Genomic DNA, 19,894 nt, shown 5'->3' with positions numbered 1-19,894 from the left:
ATAACGTACCGATGTGCGGCGCTTTAGAACGGGATGTCGTTCGGTGTCGTCACGAATTTGGCGACGACCTTCTTGGTTCCGGCCTTGTCAAAAGCGATCTCCAATTTATCGCCCTCAATCCCAATGATTTCGCCGTAGCCAAATTTCTGGTGGAACACACGCTCGCCGACCGTGTGACTGCTGATGGCCTGCGCATCTATCACCGGCGCGCGAGACTCGCGCGGTTGACTGACGGGACGGCTCCCGCTGCGCTCTTGCAAGCGCTTCCAACCGGGGGAATTATACGCATCGGCGCTTGCGGCCCGCTCATCCAAACGGGACGACATGGGACTGGCCGCACCATACCCGCCGCCATATAGACCGGGCGGGGTAAGAACCTCGACATGTTCCTCTGGCAATTCATCTACAAACCGAGAGGGCATCTGGCTCTGCCATTGTCCGTAGACGCGGCGATTGCCCGCGAAGCTAATGGTTGCAATCTCTTCGGCGCGGGTGATGCCGACATAGGCAAGACGGCGCTCTTCCTCGAGGCCCTTAAGACCGCTTTCATCCATCGCCCGCTGGGACGGAAACAGGCCATCCTCCCAACCAGGCAAGAATACGGCTGGAAACTCCAGACCCTTGGCCGCGTGCAATGTCATGATCGATACCTTTGCGCCCTCGGCATCGGACTCGTTGTCCATGACGAGGCTGACATGCTCCAAGAACCCCTGCAGGTTTTCGAAGCTTTCTAGCGCCTTCACCAGTTCCTTCAGGTTTTCCAAGCGGCCTGGCGCCTCGGGCGTTTTGTCGTTTTGCCACATCGCTGTGTAGCCGGACTCATCCAGAATGATTTCGGCCAGCTCCATATGAGTCATGGAGGTGCGCGCGCCGCCGTCGTCGATCACTGCCTCATCGTCGTCAAGAACAGCGCGGCTGGTGTGCGTGCGCGCAACCTCCGACCAGCGCTCGATCCCATCGAGCAGAATGCGCAGTTCTTTGGCCCCTTTGCCACCGATCCCCTTCTCGTCCAGCAAGATCCGCGCACCTTCGACCAAAGACACCCCATGGTGCCGCGCGGTTTGTTGAATGTTCTGTTGCGCCTTATCTCCGAGACCGCGCTTCGGCGTGTTCACAATCCGCTCAAACGCCAGATCGTCATCATTCGACGTCACCACACGGAAATAGGCCATGGCATCGCGAATCTCTTGCCGCTCATAGAAACGCGGGCCGCCGATAACGCGATAAGGCAGGCCAATCGTCAGGAAACGGTCTTCGAAGCCGCGCATTTGATGGGAGGCGCGCACCAAAATAGCCATTTCGTCCAATGAATACGGACGCAGTCCCCTCGTCCCACGCTGGAGCGCTTCAATTTCCTCACCGATCCAGCGGGCCTCTTCGTCGCCGTCCCAATGGCCGATCAGTCGAACCTTTTCGCCCTCATCCTTGTCAGTCCACAGCTCTTTGCCCAGACGGGATTCGTTGCCACGGATCACGTTAGAGGCCGCTGCCAGAATATGGGGGGTCGAGCGGTAGTTTTGCTCCAGCCGGACCACATGCGCGCCGTCAAAATCCTTTTCAAAGCGCAGGATGTTGCCCACTTCGGCCCCACGCCAGCCATAAATCGACTGATCATCATCGCCGACGCAGCAAATATTCCGGTGCCCCTGCGCCAACAGACGCAGCCACAGATACTGCGCGACGTTGGTATCCTGATACTCGTCCACGAGGATGTATTTGAACCAGCGCTGGTACTGCTCCAGCACGTCGGGGTGACGCTGGAAAATCGTGACCATGTGCAGCAAGAGGTCATCAAAATCGACGGCGTTCAGTTCGCGCAGGCGCAGCTGATAGGCTTTGTAGAGCTCGATCCCGCGGTTGTTGAATGCGGCAGCCTCGCCCCCTGGAACTTGCTCGGGCAGCCAGCAGCGATTCTTCCAATGGCCAATCACCCCCGACAGCTGGCGCGCAGGCCAGCGTTTGTCGTCGATGTTGTAGGCCTTGAGCAGTTGCTTTAGCAGCCGAATCTGGTCGTCCGTGTCGAGAATCGTGAAATTCGACTTCAGCCCCACGAGTTCCGCATGCCGGCGCAACAGCTTCACGCAGATCGAGTGGAACGTACCAAGCCACGGCATCCCCTCGACCGCTTGGCCCATCAAACGGCCCACGCGATCTTTCATCTCGCGCGCCGCTTTGTTGGTGAAGGTCACCGACAAAATCTCATTCGGACGCGCGCGGCCCGTGTTCAGCAGATGGGCGATGCGGCAGGTCAACGCCTTGGTTTTGCCGGTGCCAGCACCAGCCAGCATCAGCACAGGGCCATCCAGCGCCTCGACCGCCTCGCGTTGCGCAAGGTTCAGATCGTCCAGATAGGGCGACGGCCGCGCGGCCATGGCACGTGCGGACAAGGAGGCGCCTTCGAAGGCATCGAATTCATCAAAGCTGCTCATGTCCGGCAAAATAGCCTGCCGCTGCCCCAAGGAAAAGAGGTGTTCCCAAAATGTTCACAAATTTTCCAATGAGCACGCCCCAACGGGTTTGCAATTATTCTTGCAAATTCTTCAAAAAAATTCTCTCTAGCAAATCTGCAAATTTCGGCAATGTAACAGACTGATAAACATAACATTTAGCGCAACCAGCATAACGTAGGTGTTAACGGTATCGTCCTGCAAATCCGAAAGTGTGTGAAATTTCGCACTTGCGCGGCGCTGAAAAATTATCACGCTGCACGTGCAGCAACATCTGCTTGCTGTCTGATTTTAAAGGAGTGTTATCGCTATCAGGGGAGTTAGCGATCGCACTCTTCCATGCCGTGCGAGTGGCAAAACCTGTGAGACTATGTCGGGACACCTAATTATGACCGAGTTTAAAAAGATCCTCATTGCGAACCGGGGGGAAATCGCGATCCGCGTGATGCGGGCCGCAAACGAGATGGGCAAGAAGACGGTCGCCGTCTATGCCGAAGAAGACAAACTGAGCCTTCACCGCTTCAAGGCGGACGAAGCCTATCGCATCGGCGAAGGCATGGGCCCGGTCGCAGCGTATCTGTCGATCCCCGAAATCATCCGAGTCGCCAAGGAGTGCGGCGCGGACGCGATCCATCCGGGCTACGGTCTGCTGTCTGAAAATCCCGATTTCGTCGAGGCTTGCGCCGCGAACGGCATCACCTTTATCGGCCCCAAGGCCGAGACCATGCGCGCCCTAGGTGACAAGGCCAGCGCCCGCCGCGTTGCGGTCGAGGCCGGTGTGCCTGTCATCCCCGCTACCGAGGTTCTGGGTGACGACATGGAGGCCATCAAGAAAGAGGCCGCCGAGATTGGCTACCCGTTGATGCTCAAAGCGTCTTGGGGTGGCGGCGGTCGCGGCATGCGCCCAATCGAAGCCGAATCCGAACTGGCCACCAAGGTCAGCGAAGGCCGCCGCGAGGCCGAAGCCGCTTTCGGCAACGGCGAAGGCTACCTGGAAAAGATGATCATTCGCGCTCGTCACGTGGAGGTTCAGATCCTTGGCGACAAGCACGGCGGCATCTACCATCTATGGGAGCGGGACTGTTCGGTTCAACGCCGCAACCAGAAGGTCGTCGAGCGTGCCCCTGCCCCCTACCTATCCGAAGAACAGCGCACCGAACTGTGTGAGTTGGGCAAGAAAATCTGCGCCCATGTGAACTACGAGTGCGCCGGCACCGTCGAATTCCTGATGGATATGGACTCGGGCAACTTCTACTTCATCGAAGTGAACCCCCGCGTTCAGGTGGAGCACACCGTCACCGAAGAAGTCACCGGCATCGACATCGTCCGCGCTCAGATCCTGATCGCAGAAGGCAAGACACTGGAAGAGGCGACCGGCAAATCCAAGCAGGAAGACATCGTGCTGACCGGCCACGCCCTGCAGTGCCGTGTGACCACCGAAGACCCACAGAACAACTTCATCCCCGACTATGGCCGGATCACCACCTATCGCTCGGCAACTGGCATGGGCATCCGTCTGGACGGTGGCACGGCGTATTCGGGCGCAGTCATCACACGCTATTATGACTCGCTGCTGACCAAAGTGACCGCCAAGGCCCCAACACCCGAGGCCGCGATCGCTCGCATGGACCGCGCCCTGCGCGAATTCCGGATTCGCGGCGTCTCCACCAACATCGCGTTCGTGGAAAACCTGCTAAAGCACCCGACCTTCCTGTCGAACGAATACACAACCAAGTTTATCGACACGACTCCCGAACTCTTTGACTTCAGCGCCCGCCGTGACCGCGGCACCAAGGTTCTGACCTATATCGCGGACATCAGTGTCAACGGTCACCCCGAAACCGCTGGCCGCGTGAAGCCCCGCTCGGACATCAACCCGCGCGCGCCGCAACTGTTGGCCGATGCGCCCGCAGCCGGTTCGAAAACCCTCCTGGATGAGAAGGGCCCGCAGGCCGTGGCCGACTGGATGGCGGCGCAGAAGCAACTGCTGCTGACAGACACCACCATGCGTGACGGCCACCAGTCCTTGCTGGCGACCCGCATGCGGTCGTTCGACATGGTCAAGGTCGCCCCTGCCTACGCACACAACCTGCCCCAGCTGTTCTCGGTCGAATGCTGGGGTGGCGCGACGTTCGACGTGGCCTACCGCTTCTTGCAGGAATGCCCGTGGCAGCGTCTGCGCGACCTGCGCGCCCGTATGCCCAATCTGCTGACCCAGATGCTGCTGCGTGGGGCGAACGGTGTGGGCTACACCAACTACCCCGACAATGTCGTGAAGTTCTTTGTCGAACAGGCGGCTGAGACCGGCGTGGATATCTTCCGCGTGTTCGACAGCCTGAACTGGGTTGAAAACATGCGCGTCGCGATGGATGCCGTGCTGGAAACCGACAAAATCCTCGAAGGTACCGTATGTTACACTGGCGACATCCTGAACCCTGACCGCGCAAAGTACGACCTAAAGTACTACGTGGCCATGGCGCAGGAACTGAAGGCAGCTGGCGCGCATATTCTTGGCCTGAAGGACATGGCGGGCCTACTGAAACCCGGCGCTGCGCGCATCCTGATCAAAGCCCTGAAAGAAGAGGTCGGCCTGCCCGTCCACTTCCACACCCACGACACCAGCGGCATTGCGGGCGCGACCATTCTGGCCGCTGCCGAAGCGGGCGTCGACGCGGTCGATGCGGCCATGGACGCGTTCTCGGGGGGCACCTCGCAGGCCGCTCTGGGCTCGATTGTCGAAGCACTGCGTCACTCAGACCGCGACAGTGGACTGGACATCGAAGCCGTGCGCCAGATCAGCGACTATTGGGAACAGGTGCGTGCACAATACGCCGCGTTCGAAAGCGGCCTCGCGTCGCCCTCGTCCGAGGTCTACCTGCACGAGATGCCCGGCGGTCAGTTCACCAACCTCAAGGCGCAGGCCCGCAGCCTCGGCCTAGAGGAAAAGTGGCACGAGGTCGCCCACGCCTATGCGGACGTGAACCAGATGTTCGGCGACATCGTGAAAGTGACCCCCTCGTCCAAGGTGGTCGGTGACATGGCGCTGATGATGGTCTCCCAAGGCCTGACCCGCGCGGACGTCGAAGATCCGAACCGCGACATCGCCTTCCCCGACTCGGTCGTGGATATGATGCGCGGCAACCTGGGCCAGCCCCCGGGTGGCTTCCCCGACAGCATCATCACCAAGGTGCTCAAGGGCGAAAAGCCGAACACAGACCGTCCTGGCCTGAGCGCCAAGCCAATCGACATCGAGGAAACCCGTCTGGCTGCGACCAAGGAACTGGAGCTCGACGATACCCTCGATGACGAGGACCTGAATGGCTACCTGATGTATCCCAAGGTCTTTAGCGACTACGTGGCGCGCCACAAAACCTATGGCCCTGTGCGCACCCTGCCGACCTCCAGCTTCTTCTACGGAATGGAGCCCGGCGATGAGATCAGCGTAGAGATTGACCCCGGCAAGACCTTGGAAATCCGCCTGCAAGCGCTTGGCGAAGCGGATGACAAGGGCGAGGTAAAGGTCTTTTTCGAACTGAACGGTCAGCCTCGCGTAATCCGCGTGCCCGACCGCAAGGTCAAGGCGACCACCACGGTCCGCCCCAAGGCCGAAGCAAGCAACGCTGCCCATGTGGGCGCACCTATGCCAGGCGTCATCGCCTCGGTTAGCGTCACACCGGGCCAGAAGGTCAACGACGGCGATCTGATTCTGACCATCGAAGCGATGAAGATGGAAACCGGTCTGCACGCTGAAAAATCCGGCGTGGTCAAAGCGGTCCACATCAAACCGGGCGACCAGATCGACGCCAAGGACCTGCTGGTTGAGCTGGAGTAATCCCGCCCTGTAGAATAACACAAAGGCGCGCCCAAAACGGCGCGCCTTTTTCATTCCGGCTTTGAAAAACACCGGAAAACAAGATGTCCGAACGGACCATAGAAATTTCCTGAGAAAAGGTCGCTTTTTCCTCTTGCAGCCTTTGCGGGACGGCATTAAACAGCGCCTCACCTTCAACGGTGCGGGCGTAGCTCAGGGGTAGAGCATAACCTTGCCAAGGTTAGGGTCGGGCGTTCGAATCGCCTCGCCCGCTCCAGAAGAAGGTAGATAGGGATCGGTTTTCCCAAGGAAGCGGGCGTAGCTCAGGGGTAGAGCATAACCTTGCCAAGGTTAGGGTCGGGCGTTCGAATCGCCTCGCCCGCTCCAGAAAACCGATAACTGTATGAGAGTGCGGGCGTAGCTCAGGGGTAGAGCATAACCTTGCCAAGGTTAGGGTCGGGCGTTCGAATCGCCTCGCCCGCTCCATACAGACCAAAACTTTCCGACGACAGAACATGACACGGGCCGCTTGGCCTTGCCCCCACATCGCGCTACAAGGCCGCGAGTTCTAACGGAGGGGCCCATGCGACGCGCCGAAATCACCCGTAACACCACTGAAACCCAGATCAGCGTATCCGTCGATCTGGACGGCACCGGTAAGTATGACATCAAGACCGGCGTAGGCTTTTTCGACCACATGATGGAGCAATTGGCCCGCCACTCGATGATCGACATCACCGCGCGTGCCAACGGCGATCTGCACATTGACGACCACCACACGGTCGAGGATACGGGCATCGCGCTTGGTCAGGCGATCAAAGAGGCGGTCGGCGACAAAAAGGGCATCAACCGCTATGGCAGCTGCCTCTTGCCCATGGACGACACACTGGTGCGTGCGGCGCTCGATCTGTCGAACCGCCCCTTCCTGCACTTTGACATGACTTTCCCGAGCGAGAAGATCGGTACCTTCGACACGGAACTGGTGCGCGAATTCTTTCAGGCGCTCAGCACCCACGGCGGCATCACTCTGAACATCGCCTGCCTGAATGGGTTCAACAGCCACCACATCGCCGAAGCCGCGTTCAAGGCCGTGGCCCGTTCGCTGCGCCAAGCGGTCGAGCCCGATCCCCGCGCCGCAGGCGCCCTGCCCTCGACCAAGGGCGCGCTCTGATGACCACGGTGATCGTCGACTACGAAAGCGGCAACCTGCACTCGGCGGAAAAGGCATTCCAGCGCATGGCCCAAGAACAGGGCCACGGCCCTGTGATCGTCACCGCCGACCCCGAGGTCGTACGCAAAGCCGACCGCGTCGTCCTGCCCGGCGACGGGGCTTTTCCCGCCTGCCAACAGGCGCTCTTCAACCACTCGGGCCTGTTCGAAGCCATCGAGGAAGTCGCCATCAAACAGGGCAAACCCTTCCTCGGGATCTGCATCGGCATGCAAATGCTGGCCACGCACGGCTTGGAATACACCGAGACCAATGGTTTTGACTGGATCGCAGGCACCGTCGACAAAATCCGCCCCACCGACAGCACCCTGAAAGTGCCGCACATGGGCTGGAACGATCTGGTGATCGGCACCCCCCACCCCGTCTTTGACGGCGTGAAAACGGGCGATCACACCTATTTCGTGCACTCCTACCACTTCACCGTAGACACCGCCGCCGAGCGCCTTGCCCACGTGGACTACGGCACCGAAGTCACCGCCATCGTCGGCCGCGACAACCTGCTCGGCTTCCAGTTCCACCCCGAGAAAAGCCAACAAATCGGCCTGCACCTGATTGCCAACTTCCTCAACTGGAAACCTTAAGACGACGGTCAGCCTTTCTGCTTTGCAAAAATACTCAAATAAAACCCCGCCGCGGCCAACACCACGGCGGGGTCTCTCACATCCAAAGATGCGAAATTAGTTCACACGGCTCCAATTCTGGGACCGGCAAATGGCGCCTCCCAGAACACAGCCCGATACGATCAGAGCGTTGCCCTCTAGCGCCATCTTACTCTTGTAAGTCTTGTCCTGATCCGGCGCCCAAATCTTGCCGCCGTTGAACGCGCCGCCCCCAGCGTCCGCCATATCCCAGATGATTGTCTTGCCGGTGATGCTCTCGTCACCGCCAATCACCTTGTCGATTACGCCGCACACTTTCTCGCCGCAGGGCCCAACCCGCACATGTAGGTAAGCGCCCTTATCGCTGGTTTCGGTCTGCCACGTGCCATAGACACCTTCGGCCTGCGCTGCGACACCTGCCACCCCCATGGCCAGCGCCAGAATAAACGTCTTCATCCCCATCTCCTCCTAATGAGTTGCCTCAGCCTGAGCGAGCCTGCCTTACGAATCAAGCCTAACGTCAGGTCCGTTGCATTTCGCCCCCGCTCGTGCCATTTGCCAGACCAACTTCTGACAGCATCGACCGGAGCCCGCGCCATGATCCTATATCCCGCCATCGACCTCAAAGACGGACAGGCCGTGCGCCTTCTTCGCGGCGATATGGACAAGGCAACCGTGTTCTCGGACAGCCCCGCGACCCAAGCCAAGGCATTTCAGGACGCAGGCTGCGAATGGCTGCACTTGGTGGACCTGAACGGCGCCTTCGCGGGCGAGCCTGTGAATGGCGCAGCAGTCGAGGCGATCCTTGCCGAAACAAACGTTCCCGCACAGCTTGGCGGCGGTATCCGCGACATGAAAACCATCGCCACTTGGATCGAAAAGGGGCTGGCCCGCGTGATCCTTGGCACCGTTGCCGTCGAGAACCCCGATCTGGTCCGCGAAGCCGCCCGCGAATTCCCCGGCAAGGTCGCTGTGGGCATCGACGCCCGCAACGGCAAAGTCGCCACCAAAGGCTGGGCCGAAGAAACCGACGTGATGGTCACCGATCTGGCCAAATCCTTCGAAGACGCTGGTGTGGCCGCAATCATCTACACCGACATCAACCGCGACGGCGCTATGCAAGGCCCGAACATCGAAGCGACCGAAGCGTTGGCACGCGCGGTCCAGATCCCTGTCATCGCCTCGGGCGGCGTCTCCAGCTTGGCTGACCTGACTGCTCTGCGCGACACCGGCGTGATCTCTGGCGCGATTTCGGGTCGTGCGCTGTATGACGGCGCTCTGGACCTCAAAGAAGCCATCGCCGCGCTGAAATAACCGGATTGGGCCGCCCTGCGCGGCCCTTCTGCTTTGGCCCCGCTGGACGCGTCCCGCACCACCGCCTAAGAGAATCCCATGCTCAAGACACGTATCATCCCCTGTTTGGACGTTGCCGATGGCCGAGTGGTCAAAGGCGTGAACTTTGTCGATCTCATTGACGCGGGCGACCCCGTCGAAGCCGCGCGCGCCTATGACGCCGCCGGCGCGGACGAGATCTGTTTCCTCGACATCCACGCGACCCACGAAAACCGTGGCACCATGTACGATCTGGTGACCCGCACGGCGGAGCAATGCTTTGTGCCCCTGACTGTCGGCGGCGGTGTGCGGACCAACGCGGACGTGCGGGCCTTGTTGTTGGCAGGTGCGGACAAGGTCAGCTTCAACTCGGCCGCCGTGGCGGACCCCGATGTGATTGCCCGCGCAGCGGACCAGTTCGGCAGCCAGTGCATCATCTGCGCGATTGACGCCAAAACCGTCGAGCCCGGTCGCTGGGAAATCTTTACCCATGGCGGGCGCAAGCCGACAGGCATCGACGCCATCGAATTTGCCCGCACCGTCGTCGCCAAAGGCGCCGGAGAGATCCTGCTGACCAGCATGGACAAGGATGGCACGCGCTCTGGCTTTAACCTGCCTCTGACTCGCGCGATTGCAGACGCGGTAGACGTGCCCGTAATCGCCTCTGGCGGCGTTGGCACGCTGGACCACTTGGTAGAGGGCGTGACCGAGGGCCACGCAAGCGCGGTTCTCGCAGCCTCTATCTTCCACTTCGGCGACTACACCATCCGCGAAGCCAAAGAGCACATGGCCGCAGCGGGCATCGAGATGAGGCTGACATGAGCGCTCTGCACCGCCTGAACGACACCATCGCCGCTCGCGTCGGCGATGACCCCAGCACCAGCTGGACCGCCAAGCTGCTGTCCAAAGGCCCCGAAAAATGCGCCGAGAAATTCGGTGAGGAATCGGTCGAGGCCATTATCGAGGCCGTGAAAAACGACCGCGAAAAGCTGATCGGCGAAGCGGCGGACGTGATGTATCACCTGCTGGTCATGCTGCGCGCCCGCGGCGTGGACTTTTCCGACGTCGAAGCCGAGCTGGAACGCCGCGAAGGCACCTCTGGCATCGCCGAAAAGGCAGCGCGCAAATAATCAGACCATCCCGAGGCGGGGCATCTCGATCTTGGGACAGCGGTTTTCAACGACCTTCAGGCCGTTTTCTTGGGCCAGCGCCACGCCTTCGGCGCTGTCCACACCCAGCTGCAGCCAGATGGTCCGCGGCCCTGTCAGCTTCAGCGCCTCTGCCACAATTGCAGGGACCGCATTGCCCGCTCGGAACACATCCACGATGTCCACGGGATCGGTGATCTCCGCCAGTGTGCCGACCACGGTTTCCCCGAACAGTTGCTGCCCCGCCAAACCGGGGTTCACGGGGATCACGCGATAGCCCTGCCCTGTCAGAAACTCTCCGACCTGATAGCTGGGACGCGCCGTATTCTGCGAAGCGCCGACCAAGGCAATTGTCTGTGCACTGGTCAATATGTCGCGGATCTGATCATCGGTCTGAGGCATAAACGCTCCTGATTTTTGGGGGCTGCACAAAAAACGCCCGAGAGGTAAAGCTCTCGGGCGAAGGTACGGAACGAGGGACAGTGAAGATACCACGAAGGTTCCGACCTCGTGATAAACATGGATTTAAGAGAGCATTTCGCGCGTTAAAGAGCATGTAAATAAGCTGTGATCGCATCTAACCAGTTGTGAGATCAGTCGAAAAAGTCCTCAACCTCATCCCACAGCTCCTCAATTGCCCGCGCGAACAGGCCATTCTTGCGCTTTTTCTTCTTCGCTTTCTTGGGCGATTCGGGCTTTGGCGGCTTCACCTTCTTGGCTTTGGCCGTTTTTTCCGTTGGCTCCGCTTCGACCGGAGCGCCGCATGTGTGACACGTTAGGTGAACGTGATCCCCCTTGGCCAAGGCGAAGGTCGACTTCGATCCGCAATAGGGACAGGTGACGATATGCGTGCGCTCTGGAATGGCGGCGTCCTCTTGGTTTTATTTCTCCTGAGAGGCATATAGGGCAACCGCCGCCGCGTTTGAGACGTTGAGCGATCCAAAATCACCCGCAAAGGCAATTTTCACCAAGGAGTCGCAAGTCTCGCGGGTTTTTTCACGTAGGCCGGGTCCCTCGGCCCCCAGCACCAATGCCACAGGGCGGTCGGATTGGCCTTCCAAAGCCTCTTCGATGGTTTTGTCTGCGGTGCCGTCCAGACCCAACAGCAGGTAGCCCATGTCGCGCAGACGCTCCATCGCTTGGGACAGGTTGCCTACACGAAGATAAGGCTGGCGCTCTAGCGCGCCGCTCGCGGTTTTGGCCAGTGCGCCTGTTTCGGGGGCAGAATGGCGCGCAGGAGCAATCACAGCGCAGGCACCGAACACCTCTGCGCTTCGCAGGATGGCGCCCACGTTGTGGGGGTCCGACACGCGGTCCAGCATCACCACACGGGGCGCACGTCCGGGTTGACCGACGCAGATATCCTCGAGCTTGCCCCAGTCCAGCGCCTTGACCTCGAGCGCGGCACCTTGGTGCACAGACTGCGGGTCCAAGGGCGCGGCGAACTTCCGAGGGTCGGAGACTTCGGGCGTGATTCCCGCTTTGTCGATCGCATCCTGCAGTTTCGCCTGCGCATTCAGCGTCACCACGAGTCGCAGTTTGACGCGTGCCGGATTCTCTAGTGCGTCGCGCACCGCATGAAGACCAAACAACCATACCGTTTCCTTGGCGGCAGCGCGCTTGGACTGCTCTTTTTCCACGACCCACTTCGGTTTTTTCATGGCTTTGGCCCTTTGTTTTCTGATGCCTGTCTAACTGCCTACGCTTTCTTGGAGATACAAGAGATTTTCCTGTTGACGCCCCCCAAGGCCGGAGTTAGACAGCGCCCCACGTCAGGGCGACGAGCTGCAAGGTGCGGCAGCGGACTGTAACTCCGCCGGGGAGACCCATGCCTGGTTCGATTCCAGGGTCGCCCACCATTCTCCTTCTGAGAGAGTGGATGGGACCTAACTTCCGAAAAAATAAAACGCCTCTTTTTCAATGTGTTTGACCCGCCTATAGTTCAGGTGGATTTAAGTTTTTTCGAGGGTCCATGACCAAAGATTTCAACATCGTCATTGTTGCGCAGTCCGGACGTCTCGAATTCGAGGCCCTGATCTTTGCCGCTTCGCTCCGCGCCAAGAGCCCCAAATTCAAGGGGCGCCTTCTGGTCGCCGAACCGCAGCCCGGCCCCAAGTGGAATGGCGACCCGCGCATCCGACCTGCCGTCCGCGAAGCACTGGAATCGCTGAACGCAGAAATCCTGCCATTCGAGAACCAGAATTTCGGACACGGCTACCCTAATGCCAACAAGATCGAGTGCCTGAAAGAGGTCCCGACAGACAAGCCGTTTGTGTTCTTTGACACAGACACTCTGGTCTTGGACGAAATCACCGATGTTCCCTTTGACTTCGATCGGCCCGCAGCGTCCATGCGGCGCGAGCCTACGTGGCCCAAGATTGAACTCTATGGCCCCGGCTATCACGACACATGGAACGCGCTTTATACGCAGTATGGGCTGGATCTGAGCACGGCAGAGGACAGCAGCTACCCAGAAGAGTTCTGGCGACGGTACCCCTACTTCAACGCCGGCTTTTTCTATTACCGCGATGCGGCGGCCTTTGGTGCCCGTTTCATGGAGATCGCGACCGGCATCCGCGACAACCCGCCCGCAGAGCTGGTGTGTCAAGAAATCTGGCCGTGGCTCGATCAAATAGCCTTGCCGTTGGTTCTACACAGCTTTGGCGGCGGTTTTGGCGCGCTGGAGGATGGCTGGCTTGATGGCAAAACCACCTGCCATTACCGCGTCCTGCCACTGGCCTACGCCCGAGAGAGCGACAAGGTGATCGAGACGCTGGAAACCGTCACAGCGCCAAACAAGCTGAAGAAGGTGCTAAAACAGTACGATCCGATCAAGCGGATGATCTATCAGGGTCGCGGCGCCAAGGTCCGTGCTCTCTTTGATCGCGATGCCCTGCCCCGCAAAGAACAGGCCATTCGCAACCGCATCAAGAAAGAAGGCTTCTGGATGCGCTGATCGCTGTGGCGATTCGACATTATTCGCGCAGAGCGGGGCAGAAAAATGCCCTACTCCGCGTCCTAAGCTGACAAAAATTTCACATCAGTAAGCTGAGTTTGCAGACGAACGCAGCGCTGTTTCACAGGTTTGCTATTCCGAGCCGCCCGCAGGCTCCGCGATGTCGAAAACCATCGACACCGTTGCCGTCTGAGTCAGTTCGCCTTTTGCAACTGGTGCCCCCTTCGGAGCCGCCATCATTGCCATGTCCATCCGGCCCAACTCGCGCATATTTCCGGTCTCTTCGATAGACTGAACCGAGCCCAGCGTAACACCCGCAGCCTCTGCATAGAGTTGTGCTTTGGCCATAGCATCCTGCACCGCTGCACGCCGCGCCTCTGCCATCAATTCGGTGTCATCGGTCAGTTGGAAACTCAGCCCGTGCATCCGGTTCGCGCCCTTGTCCAGAACGCGGTCAATCACATACCCAAGGCTATCGAGGACGCGAACCCGCACAGCGACCGTATTCGTTGCCTCGAACCCGCTGATCTTGCGCTCCACCGCGTTGTTATTCCATACCGGATTCACCGAAATATTCTGGGTTTGCACGTCCCGCGCGGCGATCCCAGCCAGCTCAAGGGCCTCTAGGATCTCGGCAACTTTGGCCGAGACACGCTCCATCGCCTCGGATGCTTCGCGGTTCTCTTCGGACACGCCCAAAGTGATCACGGCCATGTCCGGCTCTGCGACGACTGTGCCTGTGCCGGTCACGTGAATGGTTGCGGCTTGCACCCAAGCAGGCAACATCGCGATCATCGCCGCGCCCGCTACAGTCCTGAGATATCGCATTAAGCCACTCCTCTTTTTGCTGTCTTCCAAGATGGGGTGCGCGCACGGTCTTGCGAAGTACCCTTTAGGTATATTGTCTTTCTCTAAGCGGTTTCCTGCTGTATCCTGAGGCACACTCTTGGGCGAAGCTACCCGCACAGGTGGGTGGGTGGTATGACTGAAGCATGATTACAAATTTTGCGCTTTCGCTAAGTTTTCACGGAATTCGCCTGCTGCAGCGGGCGAATAACGGGTGGCTGCTTGTCGGAGAGGTCGCACTGGACGATCCGGACATGCCCGCTGCCCTAGGCGAGCTGCGCGCAAAGGCAGAGCAACTGGCCCCCGAGGGGCTGCACTGCAAGGTCATCATTCCCGACGAACAGATCCGCTATCTGACAGTGTCGAACGTGCCCAACGGCGCAGAGCGCAGCATGGCGCGCGTCCATCTAGAGGGGGCAACGCCCTACAAGGTTGAGCAGCTTAGCTTTGACTGCGTGCGCCTGCACAACGGCGATATTTCGATTGCAGCCGTCGCGCACGAGACGTTGGACGAGGCAGAGGCCTTTGCGCTGGAACATGGATTCCAACCCTATTCTTTTGCCGCCATTCCTGCCCCAGACGCAAATTATCCGGTCGAGCCCTATCTAGGGACCTCACTTCATGCGCGCGAGGTCATGCCCAAGGGCGAAGAAGTCCGCCGCGACTATGAACTGATTTCGATTGTCGGCAAAGCCGAGCCCAAGGTCGATCCGATCCAGACGGTGGACGATAAAATCCCGCTGCCTGATTTCGATGATACCTCGGATCACAGCGGCCTGATCGGCATGGCCACGGCGACTAAGGCGCGCGAAGATCAAGCCGAGGCACCCTTTACCGAGGTCACAACCCCCGAAGAACCGGCAGAGATCACGCCCGACCTGAGCGCAGCGACGCTCACGGCGCAACGCTTTGTCCCCAAGGCGCCCAATACCGACCGCTCTGCCAAACTGAAAGCCGAGCGTAAAAGCAGCACCCCGGGGATGTTTACAGTGATCGGCGGCATGCTGGCCTCGTCCAAGCTGCCCCTGCCAAGCAATCAAGAGCCCGCAAAGCTCGGGATGCTCGCCACCGCTGCTGTTGTCGTGATCATGGGGGCTGTGGGGGCCACCGCGACCCTTCTTATCGGTGCCGCCCCCGAGCAAGTGGCTGAGACCGAGGTTGTCATTCCGATCACGCCCGTCCCAGCTTCTGAGCTCGACATTGCTGAGTTGGAAGACGAGCCAGAGACGATGGCCGCCTTGAGCGATGATTTGTCGACCCCTGCCCCGTCCTCGGCCCAAGTGGACGAAACGCTGGCGATGAATGGCGCGCCGTCGGATTTGTTGCCAGAACTGCCCACACTTGCGCAGCCAGAGCCTGCACCCGAAGAGACCCCAGATCCTTTCATCCTGACCGAAGAAGAGTTGCAGGGCATTTACGACCGTACGGGCGTCTATGCGATGGCCCCGACGCCACCTGAAATGCCGACTTTCGCGGATGACCATGACGCCTATGTGCCGTCGCTCGACCGCGCGGTGCCCTCGCTTGATGCCGTGTCTTTGCCTGATACGGATGTACTGGCCCTTGACGAGCTGCCCCCACGACAGTCTTTGCCGACTGCCGCCGAACACCGTTTCGACTTGGGCGAGGACGGTCTCGTTGTGCCCACACCCGAAGGAACACTCGCGCCGGGGGGATATCGGGTCTTTTTGGGCAATCCGCCCGTCATTCCGCCAGAGCGCCCTGACCTGACCCCGACCGAGGAAGAGGCCTCAGAGGAAGAAGCCGAGCTCGCAGAGCAACCCGAATACAAACTGCGCCCCAGCGCGCGTCCGACTGATCTGGCCGAACGGTTCGAGCGTGCACGTTTTGGCGGCCGTACCATGGCAGAAATCGCGATGGCCCGCCCGCAGGCCCGCCCCGCTGATCTGGTTCCCGAGAGCGTTACACTGGCCAGTGTCGATCAAGCCGAAACCGCCACCGCGGTCATGGACGCCCTCCGCGAAGCCTCTGGTGGATCGACTGCGGGCCTGAGCGAACCTGTTCAGCGTGCGGTCGATGATGCGCTGGCCACAGCCTCGCTGGTGCCCAAGGCGCGCCCGCAGGGCTTTGGCAAGATTGTAGAGAGCAGCAAGCCTGCCCCCCAGACGCAGGTTGCCTCGGCCGCACCGCGCAAATCTGCGCAGCCCTCGATCCCATCCAAAGCGTCTGTTGCCAAAGCCGCGACTGAAAGCAACGTTCTGGCCATGCGCAAGCTGAACCTGATCGGAGTCTACGGGTCAGAATCCAGCCGCCGTGCGCTGGTCCGCCTGCCCAATGGCCGCTTCAAGAAGGTCAAGGTCGGCGACCGCGTGGACGGCAGCCAAGTCACCTCGATCAGTTCGGATGCAATCCGACTGGTCAAAGGCGGGCGGAATATCGTTCTGGAGATGCCCCAAGGGTAATTCCACCGCAGCCGCGACACTACGCCATCACACTTTAGCATAGATTCCTTGCACATATGCGGGGCAGCACTGGCAAAGCCGCGCGCAGGCCGTAAACTAGAGCCATTGCAGATATGGAATTCCGCCGCCAATGGACGTCATCCTCTTAGACATCATGATTTATCTGGTCGCTGCAGTGATCGCAGTCCCGTTTGCCGCCCGCTTGGGGCTGGGATCGGTACTGGGATACATCGCGGCAGGAATCATCATCGGGCCCGTCATGGGCATCGTCGGATCAGAGACCAAGGACCTGCAACATTTTGCAGAATACGGCGTCGTCGTGATGCTCTTTCTCATTGGCCTAGAACTAGAGCCCCGCGCCCTGTGGAACATGCGGCACAAGCTGATCGGCATGGGCGGACTGCAGATCACCCTAACAACCGCGGCCTTTACAGGAATTGGCATCTGGATGGGGTACGAGTGGCAAACCGCGCTTGCGGGGGGCATGGTGCTGTCCCTGTCCTCGACTGCGATCGTGCTGCAGACCCTTACGGAAAAGGGCTTGGTGCAGACAAACGGCGGGCGCGCGACATTTTCGGTCCTGCTAACCCAAGATATCGCAGTGATCCCGATGCTGGCTGTCCTGCCGCTGCTTGCACTGGCCCAAGGGCCAGGCTTTGCCGAGGATGGCTCGATCCAGATCCCCCGCCCCGAAGAGGCGGGCCACCACGCGATTAGTCTAGTGGACGGTCTGCCCGGCTGGGGCGTGACACTGGTGACCTTGGGCGCCGTGGTCGCGATTATCTTGACCGGCATCTACCTGACGCGACCCGTCTTCCGCTATATCCACTCCGCCAAACTGCGCGAGATGTATACCGCGCTGGCCCTCCTGATCGTGGTGGGCATTGGCCTTTTGATGACGATGGTGGGCCTGTCGCCCGCGCTTGGCACCTTCTTGGCCGGTGTGGTGCTGGCCAACACCGAATTTCGCCACGAACTGGAAAGCGACCTAGAGCCCTTCAAGGGGCTGCTCTTGGGGCTCTTTTTCATCACCGTGGGCGCAGGGATCAACTTTGGCCTTCTGTTTGCCAAACCCCTGACGATCATCGGGATGGCACTAACCGTTCTGTTGGTGAAGGGCACCATCCTCTACATAATCGCGCGTCTGTTCCGGCTGCGCCCCAGAGGGCGCTGGCTGTTTACCCTTGGACTCGCGCAGGCCGGTGAATTCGGGTTTGTTCTGGTCTCTTTCTCGACCCAGACTGGGGCTCTGAACAACGCTCAGGGACAGGTATTCTTGCTTGTGGTCGCCTTAACCATGCTGATCACGCCCCTGCTCTTCATCATTTTCGAGCGCAAAGCACGTGGCGCGAACGCGATGGCCGCCCCGATCGTCGAGGACGAAATCGACGACAAAGGCCCCGTAATTATTGCGGGCATCGGGCGCTTTGGGCAGATCGTCAACCGTCTCGTGCAGTCCTGCGGCTACAAGACTGTGGTGATTGATCACGACATCCAAACCATCCAACTGATGCGCAAATTTGGATTTAAGGGGTTCTTTGGCGACCCCACACGCCCCGACCTGCTACGGGCTGCCGGATTGAACGAGGCCCGCATTCTGGTCGTCGCACTAGATGATCCCGCGTCGACCACCAAGCTTGTCGCCTATGCACGTAAACACCAACCCGACCTGCACATCATCGCCCGTGCCCATGACCGCAACCACGTCTATTCGCTCTACGCTGCTGGTGCGAACGACATCGTGCGAGAGATGTTCGACAGCTCGCTCCGGGCGGGGCGCTATGTGCTAGAGAACCTTGGCATGACAGAGTTCGAAGCCGCCGAAGCGCAAAAAGTGTTCTACCACCATGACCGCTATACCGTGAGCGAGTTGGCCAAACTGTGGAATCCGGACGTGCCTTCGATCGAAAACGAGCCCTACATCGCCCGCGCCCGCGAATTGGAAAAAGAGCTGGAAACGAACCTGCTTGCGCAACTTGAGTCGCAGGCCGAGGCAAAGAAAAAGGCGTCCTAAAGGACGCCTTCTCTTACCAGCGAGTGATTGTGCTTTTAGCCGTCGCTCACGCCAGCCTCGGCGAAGGATGCCATACCCGAATGGCAGGCAATCGCCCCCTTCAGCACACCGATAGCCAAGGCAGCGCCCGACCCCTCTCCCAGACGCAAGCCGAGCGACAAGAGAGGTTCTTTGCCCAGAGCCGTAAGCACGCGCCCATGCGCCGCCTCGGCGCTCTGATGGCCTGCGACGCAGTGATCGAGCGCACCCTCGACCAATCGGTCCAGCACCGCTGCCGCTGAGCAGCAGATGAAGCCGTCAAGAATGACCGGAATGCCCTTGACCCGCGCTCGGGCCATGGCACCAGCCATCGCCGCAATCTCTCGGCCACCGACGCAGCGCAAAACTTCCATAGGCCCTTGAGGCGCATTGACCTGCAGCGCCTTGGCGATCACCTCGGCCTTGCGCGCGACCCCTGCATCGTCAAGGCCGGTGCCCCGTCCGACCCAATCCACCGCCTCGCCCCCAAAGAGCGCCAAAGCAATCGCAGCCGCCGCCGTGGTGTTGCCGATCCCCATTTCGCCCACAACCAGCAGATCTGACTCAGGATTCACGGCTTCCCAGCCTGCTTTGAGCGCCGCATTCAAATCCGCCGCATCCATCGCGGGGCCTTGGGTGAAGTCTGCCGTCGGGCGGTCCAGTTCCAGTGACACGACCGCCATCTCGGCGCCATGCAGCTTGGCCAACTGGTTGATCGCCGCTCCTTCTCCCTCAAAGTTTGCCACCATCTGCACGGTCACTTCAGGCGGGAACGCGGAGATTCCCTGCGCCACAACTCCGTGGTTGCCCGCAAAAATGATGACCTGCGGGGCCTTGATCTCGGGGCACGCATTCCCGCGCCAACTGGCGTACCAAATCGCCAGCTCCTCAAGACGACCCAAAGCACCCGGAGGCTTGGTCAGCACGTCGTTACGCGCCGATGCCTCTGCCTGCGCCGCTGCGCTTGGTCCCTGTGCTGCCTGCAGAGCTGCGGTCATTTCAGCCGCAAAGGTTTCGGTCTGTCCCATAGGCCCCCCTGTTGATTCGTGTGCCAAAGCCGATATGTAACGCC

At 60.0% G+C, this 19,894-nt stretch carries 15 protein-coding genes and 4 tRNA genes; 13 read left to right on the top strand and 6 right to left on the bottom strand.

Annotated features, from left to right (window positions below; all coding sequences use genetic code 11):
- Positions 1-23: 23 nt before the first annotated feature.
- Positions 24-2,429 (bottom strand): ATP-dependent helicase, encoded by a 2,406-nt coding sequence (locus BM225_RS16780; protein ID WP_072705868.1) that lies wholly within the window; start codon positions 2,427-2,429, stop codon positions 24-26.
- A 406-nt stretch (positions 2,430-2,835) separates the two neighbouring features.
- Here BM225_RS16780 and BM225_RS16775 point away from each other — a divergent pair, with 406 nt between their 5' ends.
- From BM225_RS16775 to hisH, 6 genes are all read left to right on the top strand, one after another.
- Positions 2,836-6,279 carry a pyruvate carboxylase gene (locus BM225_RS16775; RefSeq protein WP_092465007.1) on the top strand — a complete coding sequence of 1,148 codons (3,444 nt, stop codon included), beginning with the start codon at positions 2,836-2,838 and terminating at the stop codon, positions 6,277-6,279.
- Positions 6,280-6,460: 181 nt separating this feature from the next.
- A tRNA-Gly gene (locus BM225_RS16770) sits at positions 6,461-6,535 on the top strand.
- Positions 6,536-6,570: 35 nt separating this feature from the next.
- A tRNA-Gly gene (locus BM225_RS16765) sits at positions 6,571-6,645 on the top strand.
- A gap of 24 nt (positions 6,646-6,669) precedes the next feature.
- Positions 6,670-6,744, top strand: a tRNA-Gly gene (locus BM225_RS16760).
- A 97-nt stretch (positions 6,745-6,841) separates the two neighbouring features.
- Complete coding sequence (gene hisB, locus BM225_RS16755) at positions 6,842-7,429, top strand: imidazoleglycerol-phosphate dehydratase HisB (RefSeq protein WP_072705866.1); 588 nt, start codon at positions 6,842-6,844, stop codon at positions 7,427-7,429.
- The gene (gene hisH / locus BM225_RS16750) at positions 7,429-8,067 is read left to right on the top strand and encodes an imidazole glycerol phosphate synthase subunit HisH (protein WP_072705865.1); all 639 of its coding nucleotides are present in this window, start codon (positions 7,429-7,431) and stop codon (positions 8,065-8,067) included. Before hisB ends, hisH begins: the two co-directional genes overlap by 1 nt.
- Before the next feature lie 96 nt (positions 8,068-8,163).
- On the opposite strand, the gene BM225_RS16745 is transcribed toward hisH, so the two are convergent.
- The gene (locus BM225_RS16745; RefSeq protein ID WP_072705864.1) at positions 8,164-8,541 is read right to left on the bottom strand and encodes a DUF2147 domain-containing protein; all 378 of its coding nucleotides are present in this window, start codon (positions 8,539-8,541) and stop codon (positions 8,164-8,166) included.
- Positions 8,542-8,682: 141 nt separating this feature from the next.
- On the opposite strand from BM225_RS16745, the gene hisA reads away from it, so the two are divergent.
- The 3 genes from hisA to BM225_RS16730 all read left to right on the top strand — a co-directional run bounded on the left by hisA (position 8,683) and on the right by BM225_RS16730 (position 10,547).
- On the top strand, positions 8,683-9,399 hold the full coding sequence (gene hisA / locus BM225_RS16740; RefSeq protein WP_072705863.1) for a 1-(5-phosphoribosyl)-5-[(5-phosphoribosylamino)methylideneamino]imidazole-4-carboxamide isomerase: 717 nt from the start codon (positions 8,683-8,685) through the stop codon (positions 9,397-9,399).
- A 78-nt stretch (positions 9,400-9,477) separates the two neighbouring features.
- The gene (gene hisF, locus BM225_RS16735) at positions 9,478-10,239 is read left to right on the top strand and encodes an imidazole glycerol phosphate synthase subunit HisF (RefSeq protein WP_072705862.1); all 762 of its coding nucleotides are present in this window, start codon (positions 9,478-9,480) and stop codon (positions 10,237-10,239) included.
- Positions 10,236-10,547, top strand: a complete 312-nt coding sequence (locus BM225_RS16730; RefSeq protein ID WP_072705861.1) for a phosphoribosyl-ATP diphosphatase — start codon at positions 10,236-10,238, stop codon at positions 10,545-10,547. The genes hisF and BM225_RS16730 overlap by 4 nt, the downstream gene beginning before the upstream one ends.
- Here the strand turns inward: BM225_RS16730 and BM225_RS16725 are convergent, their stop codons facing one another.
- Both BM225_RS16725 and rlmB read right to left on the bottom strand, forming a co-directional pair.
- Positions 10,548-10,967, bottom strand: coding sequence for a CoA-binding protein (locus tag BM225_RS16725; protein ID WP_072705860.1), 420 nt, complete (start codon positions 10,965-10,967; stop codon positions 10,548-10,550).
- A gap of 479 nt (positions 10,968-11,446) precedes the next feature.
- A complete protein-coding gene (gene rlmB / locus BM225_RS16715; RefSeq protein WP_072705858.1) occupies positions 11,447-12,226 on the bottom strand; it encodes a 23S rRNA (guanosine(2251)-2'-O)-methyltransferase RlmB in 780 nt (259 codons plus the stop codon).
- Between the two features lie 114 nt (positions 12,227-12,340).
- Here rlmB and BM225_RS21860 point away from each other — a divergent pair.
- Positions 12,341-12,424 (top strand) — tRNA-Tyr (locus BM225_RS21860).
- 113 nt (positions 12,425-12,537) lie between these two features.
- Positions 12,538-13,521, top strand: a complete 984-nt coding sequence (locus BM225_RS16710; RefSeq protein ID WP_072705857.1) for a hypothetical protein — start codon at positions 12,538-12,540, stop codon at positions 13,519-13,521.
- Positions 13,522-13,653: 132 nt separating this feature from the next.
- On the opposite strand, the gene BM225_RS16705 is transcribed toward BM225_RS16710, so the two are convergent.
- On the bottom strand, positions 13,654-14,349 hold the full coding sequence (locus BM225_RS16705) for an SIMPL domain-containing protein (RefSeq protein WP_072705856.1): 696 nt from the start codon (positions 14,347-14,349) through the stop codon (positions 13,654-13,656).
- Between the two features lie 164 nt (positions 14,350-14,513).
- Here BM225_RS16705 and BM225_RS16700 point away from each other — a divergent pair, with 164 nt between their 5' ends.
- Positions 14,514-16,790, top strand: coding sequence for a hypothetical protein (locus tag BM225_RS16700; RefSeq protein ID WP_072705855.1), 2,277 nt, complete (start codon positions 14,514-14,516; stop codon positions 16,788-16,790).
- Between the two features lie 130 nt (positions 16,791-16,920).
- Complete coding sequence (locus BM225_RS16695; RefSeq protein WP_072705854.1) at positions 16,921-18,804, top strand: monovalent cation:proton antiporter-2 (CPA2) family protein; 1,884 nt, start codon at positions 16,921-16,923, stop codon at positions 18,802-18,804.
- A 35-nt stretch (positions 18,805-18,839) separates the two neighbouring features.
- Here the strand turns inward: BM225_RS16695 and cobT are convergent, their stop codons facing one another.
- Complete coding sequence (cobT, locus tag BM225_RS16690; protein ID WP_072705853.1) at positions 18,840-19,850, bottom strand: nicotinate-nucleotide--dimethylbenzimidazole phosphoribosyltransferase; 1,011 nt, start codon at positions 19,848-19,850, stop codon at positions 18,840-18,842.
- Positions 19,851-19,894 lie beyond the last annotated feature (44 nt).

Origin of the sequence: Donghicola eburneus (assembly GCF_900115865.1) — a bacterium.
Taxonomy (GTDB): domain Bacteria; phylum Pseudomonadota; class Alphaproteobacteria; order Rhodobacterales; family Rhodobacteraceae; genus Donghicola; species Donghicola eburneus.
This window is presented reverse-complemented; position numbering and strand designations above follow the sequence as displayed.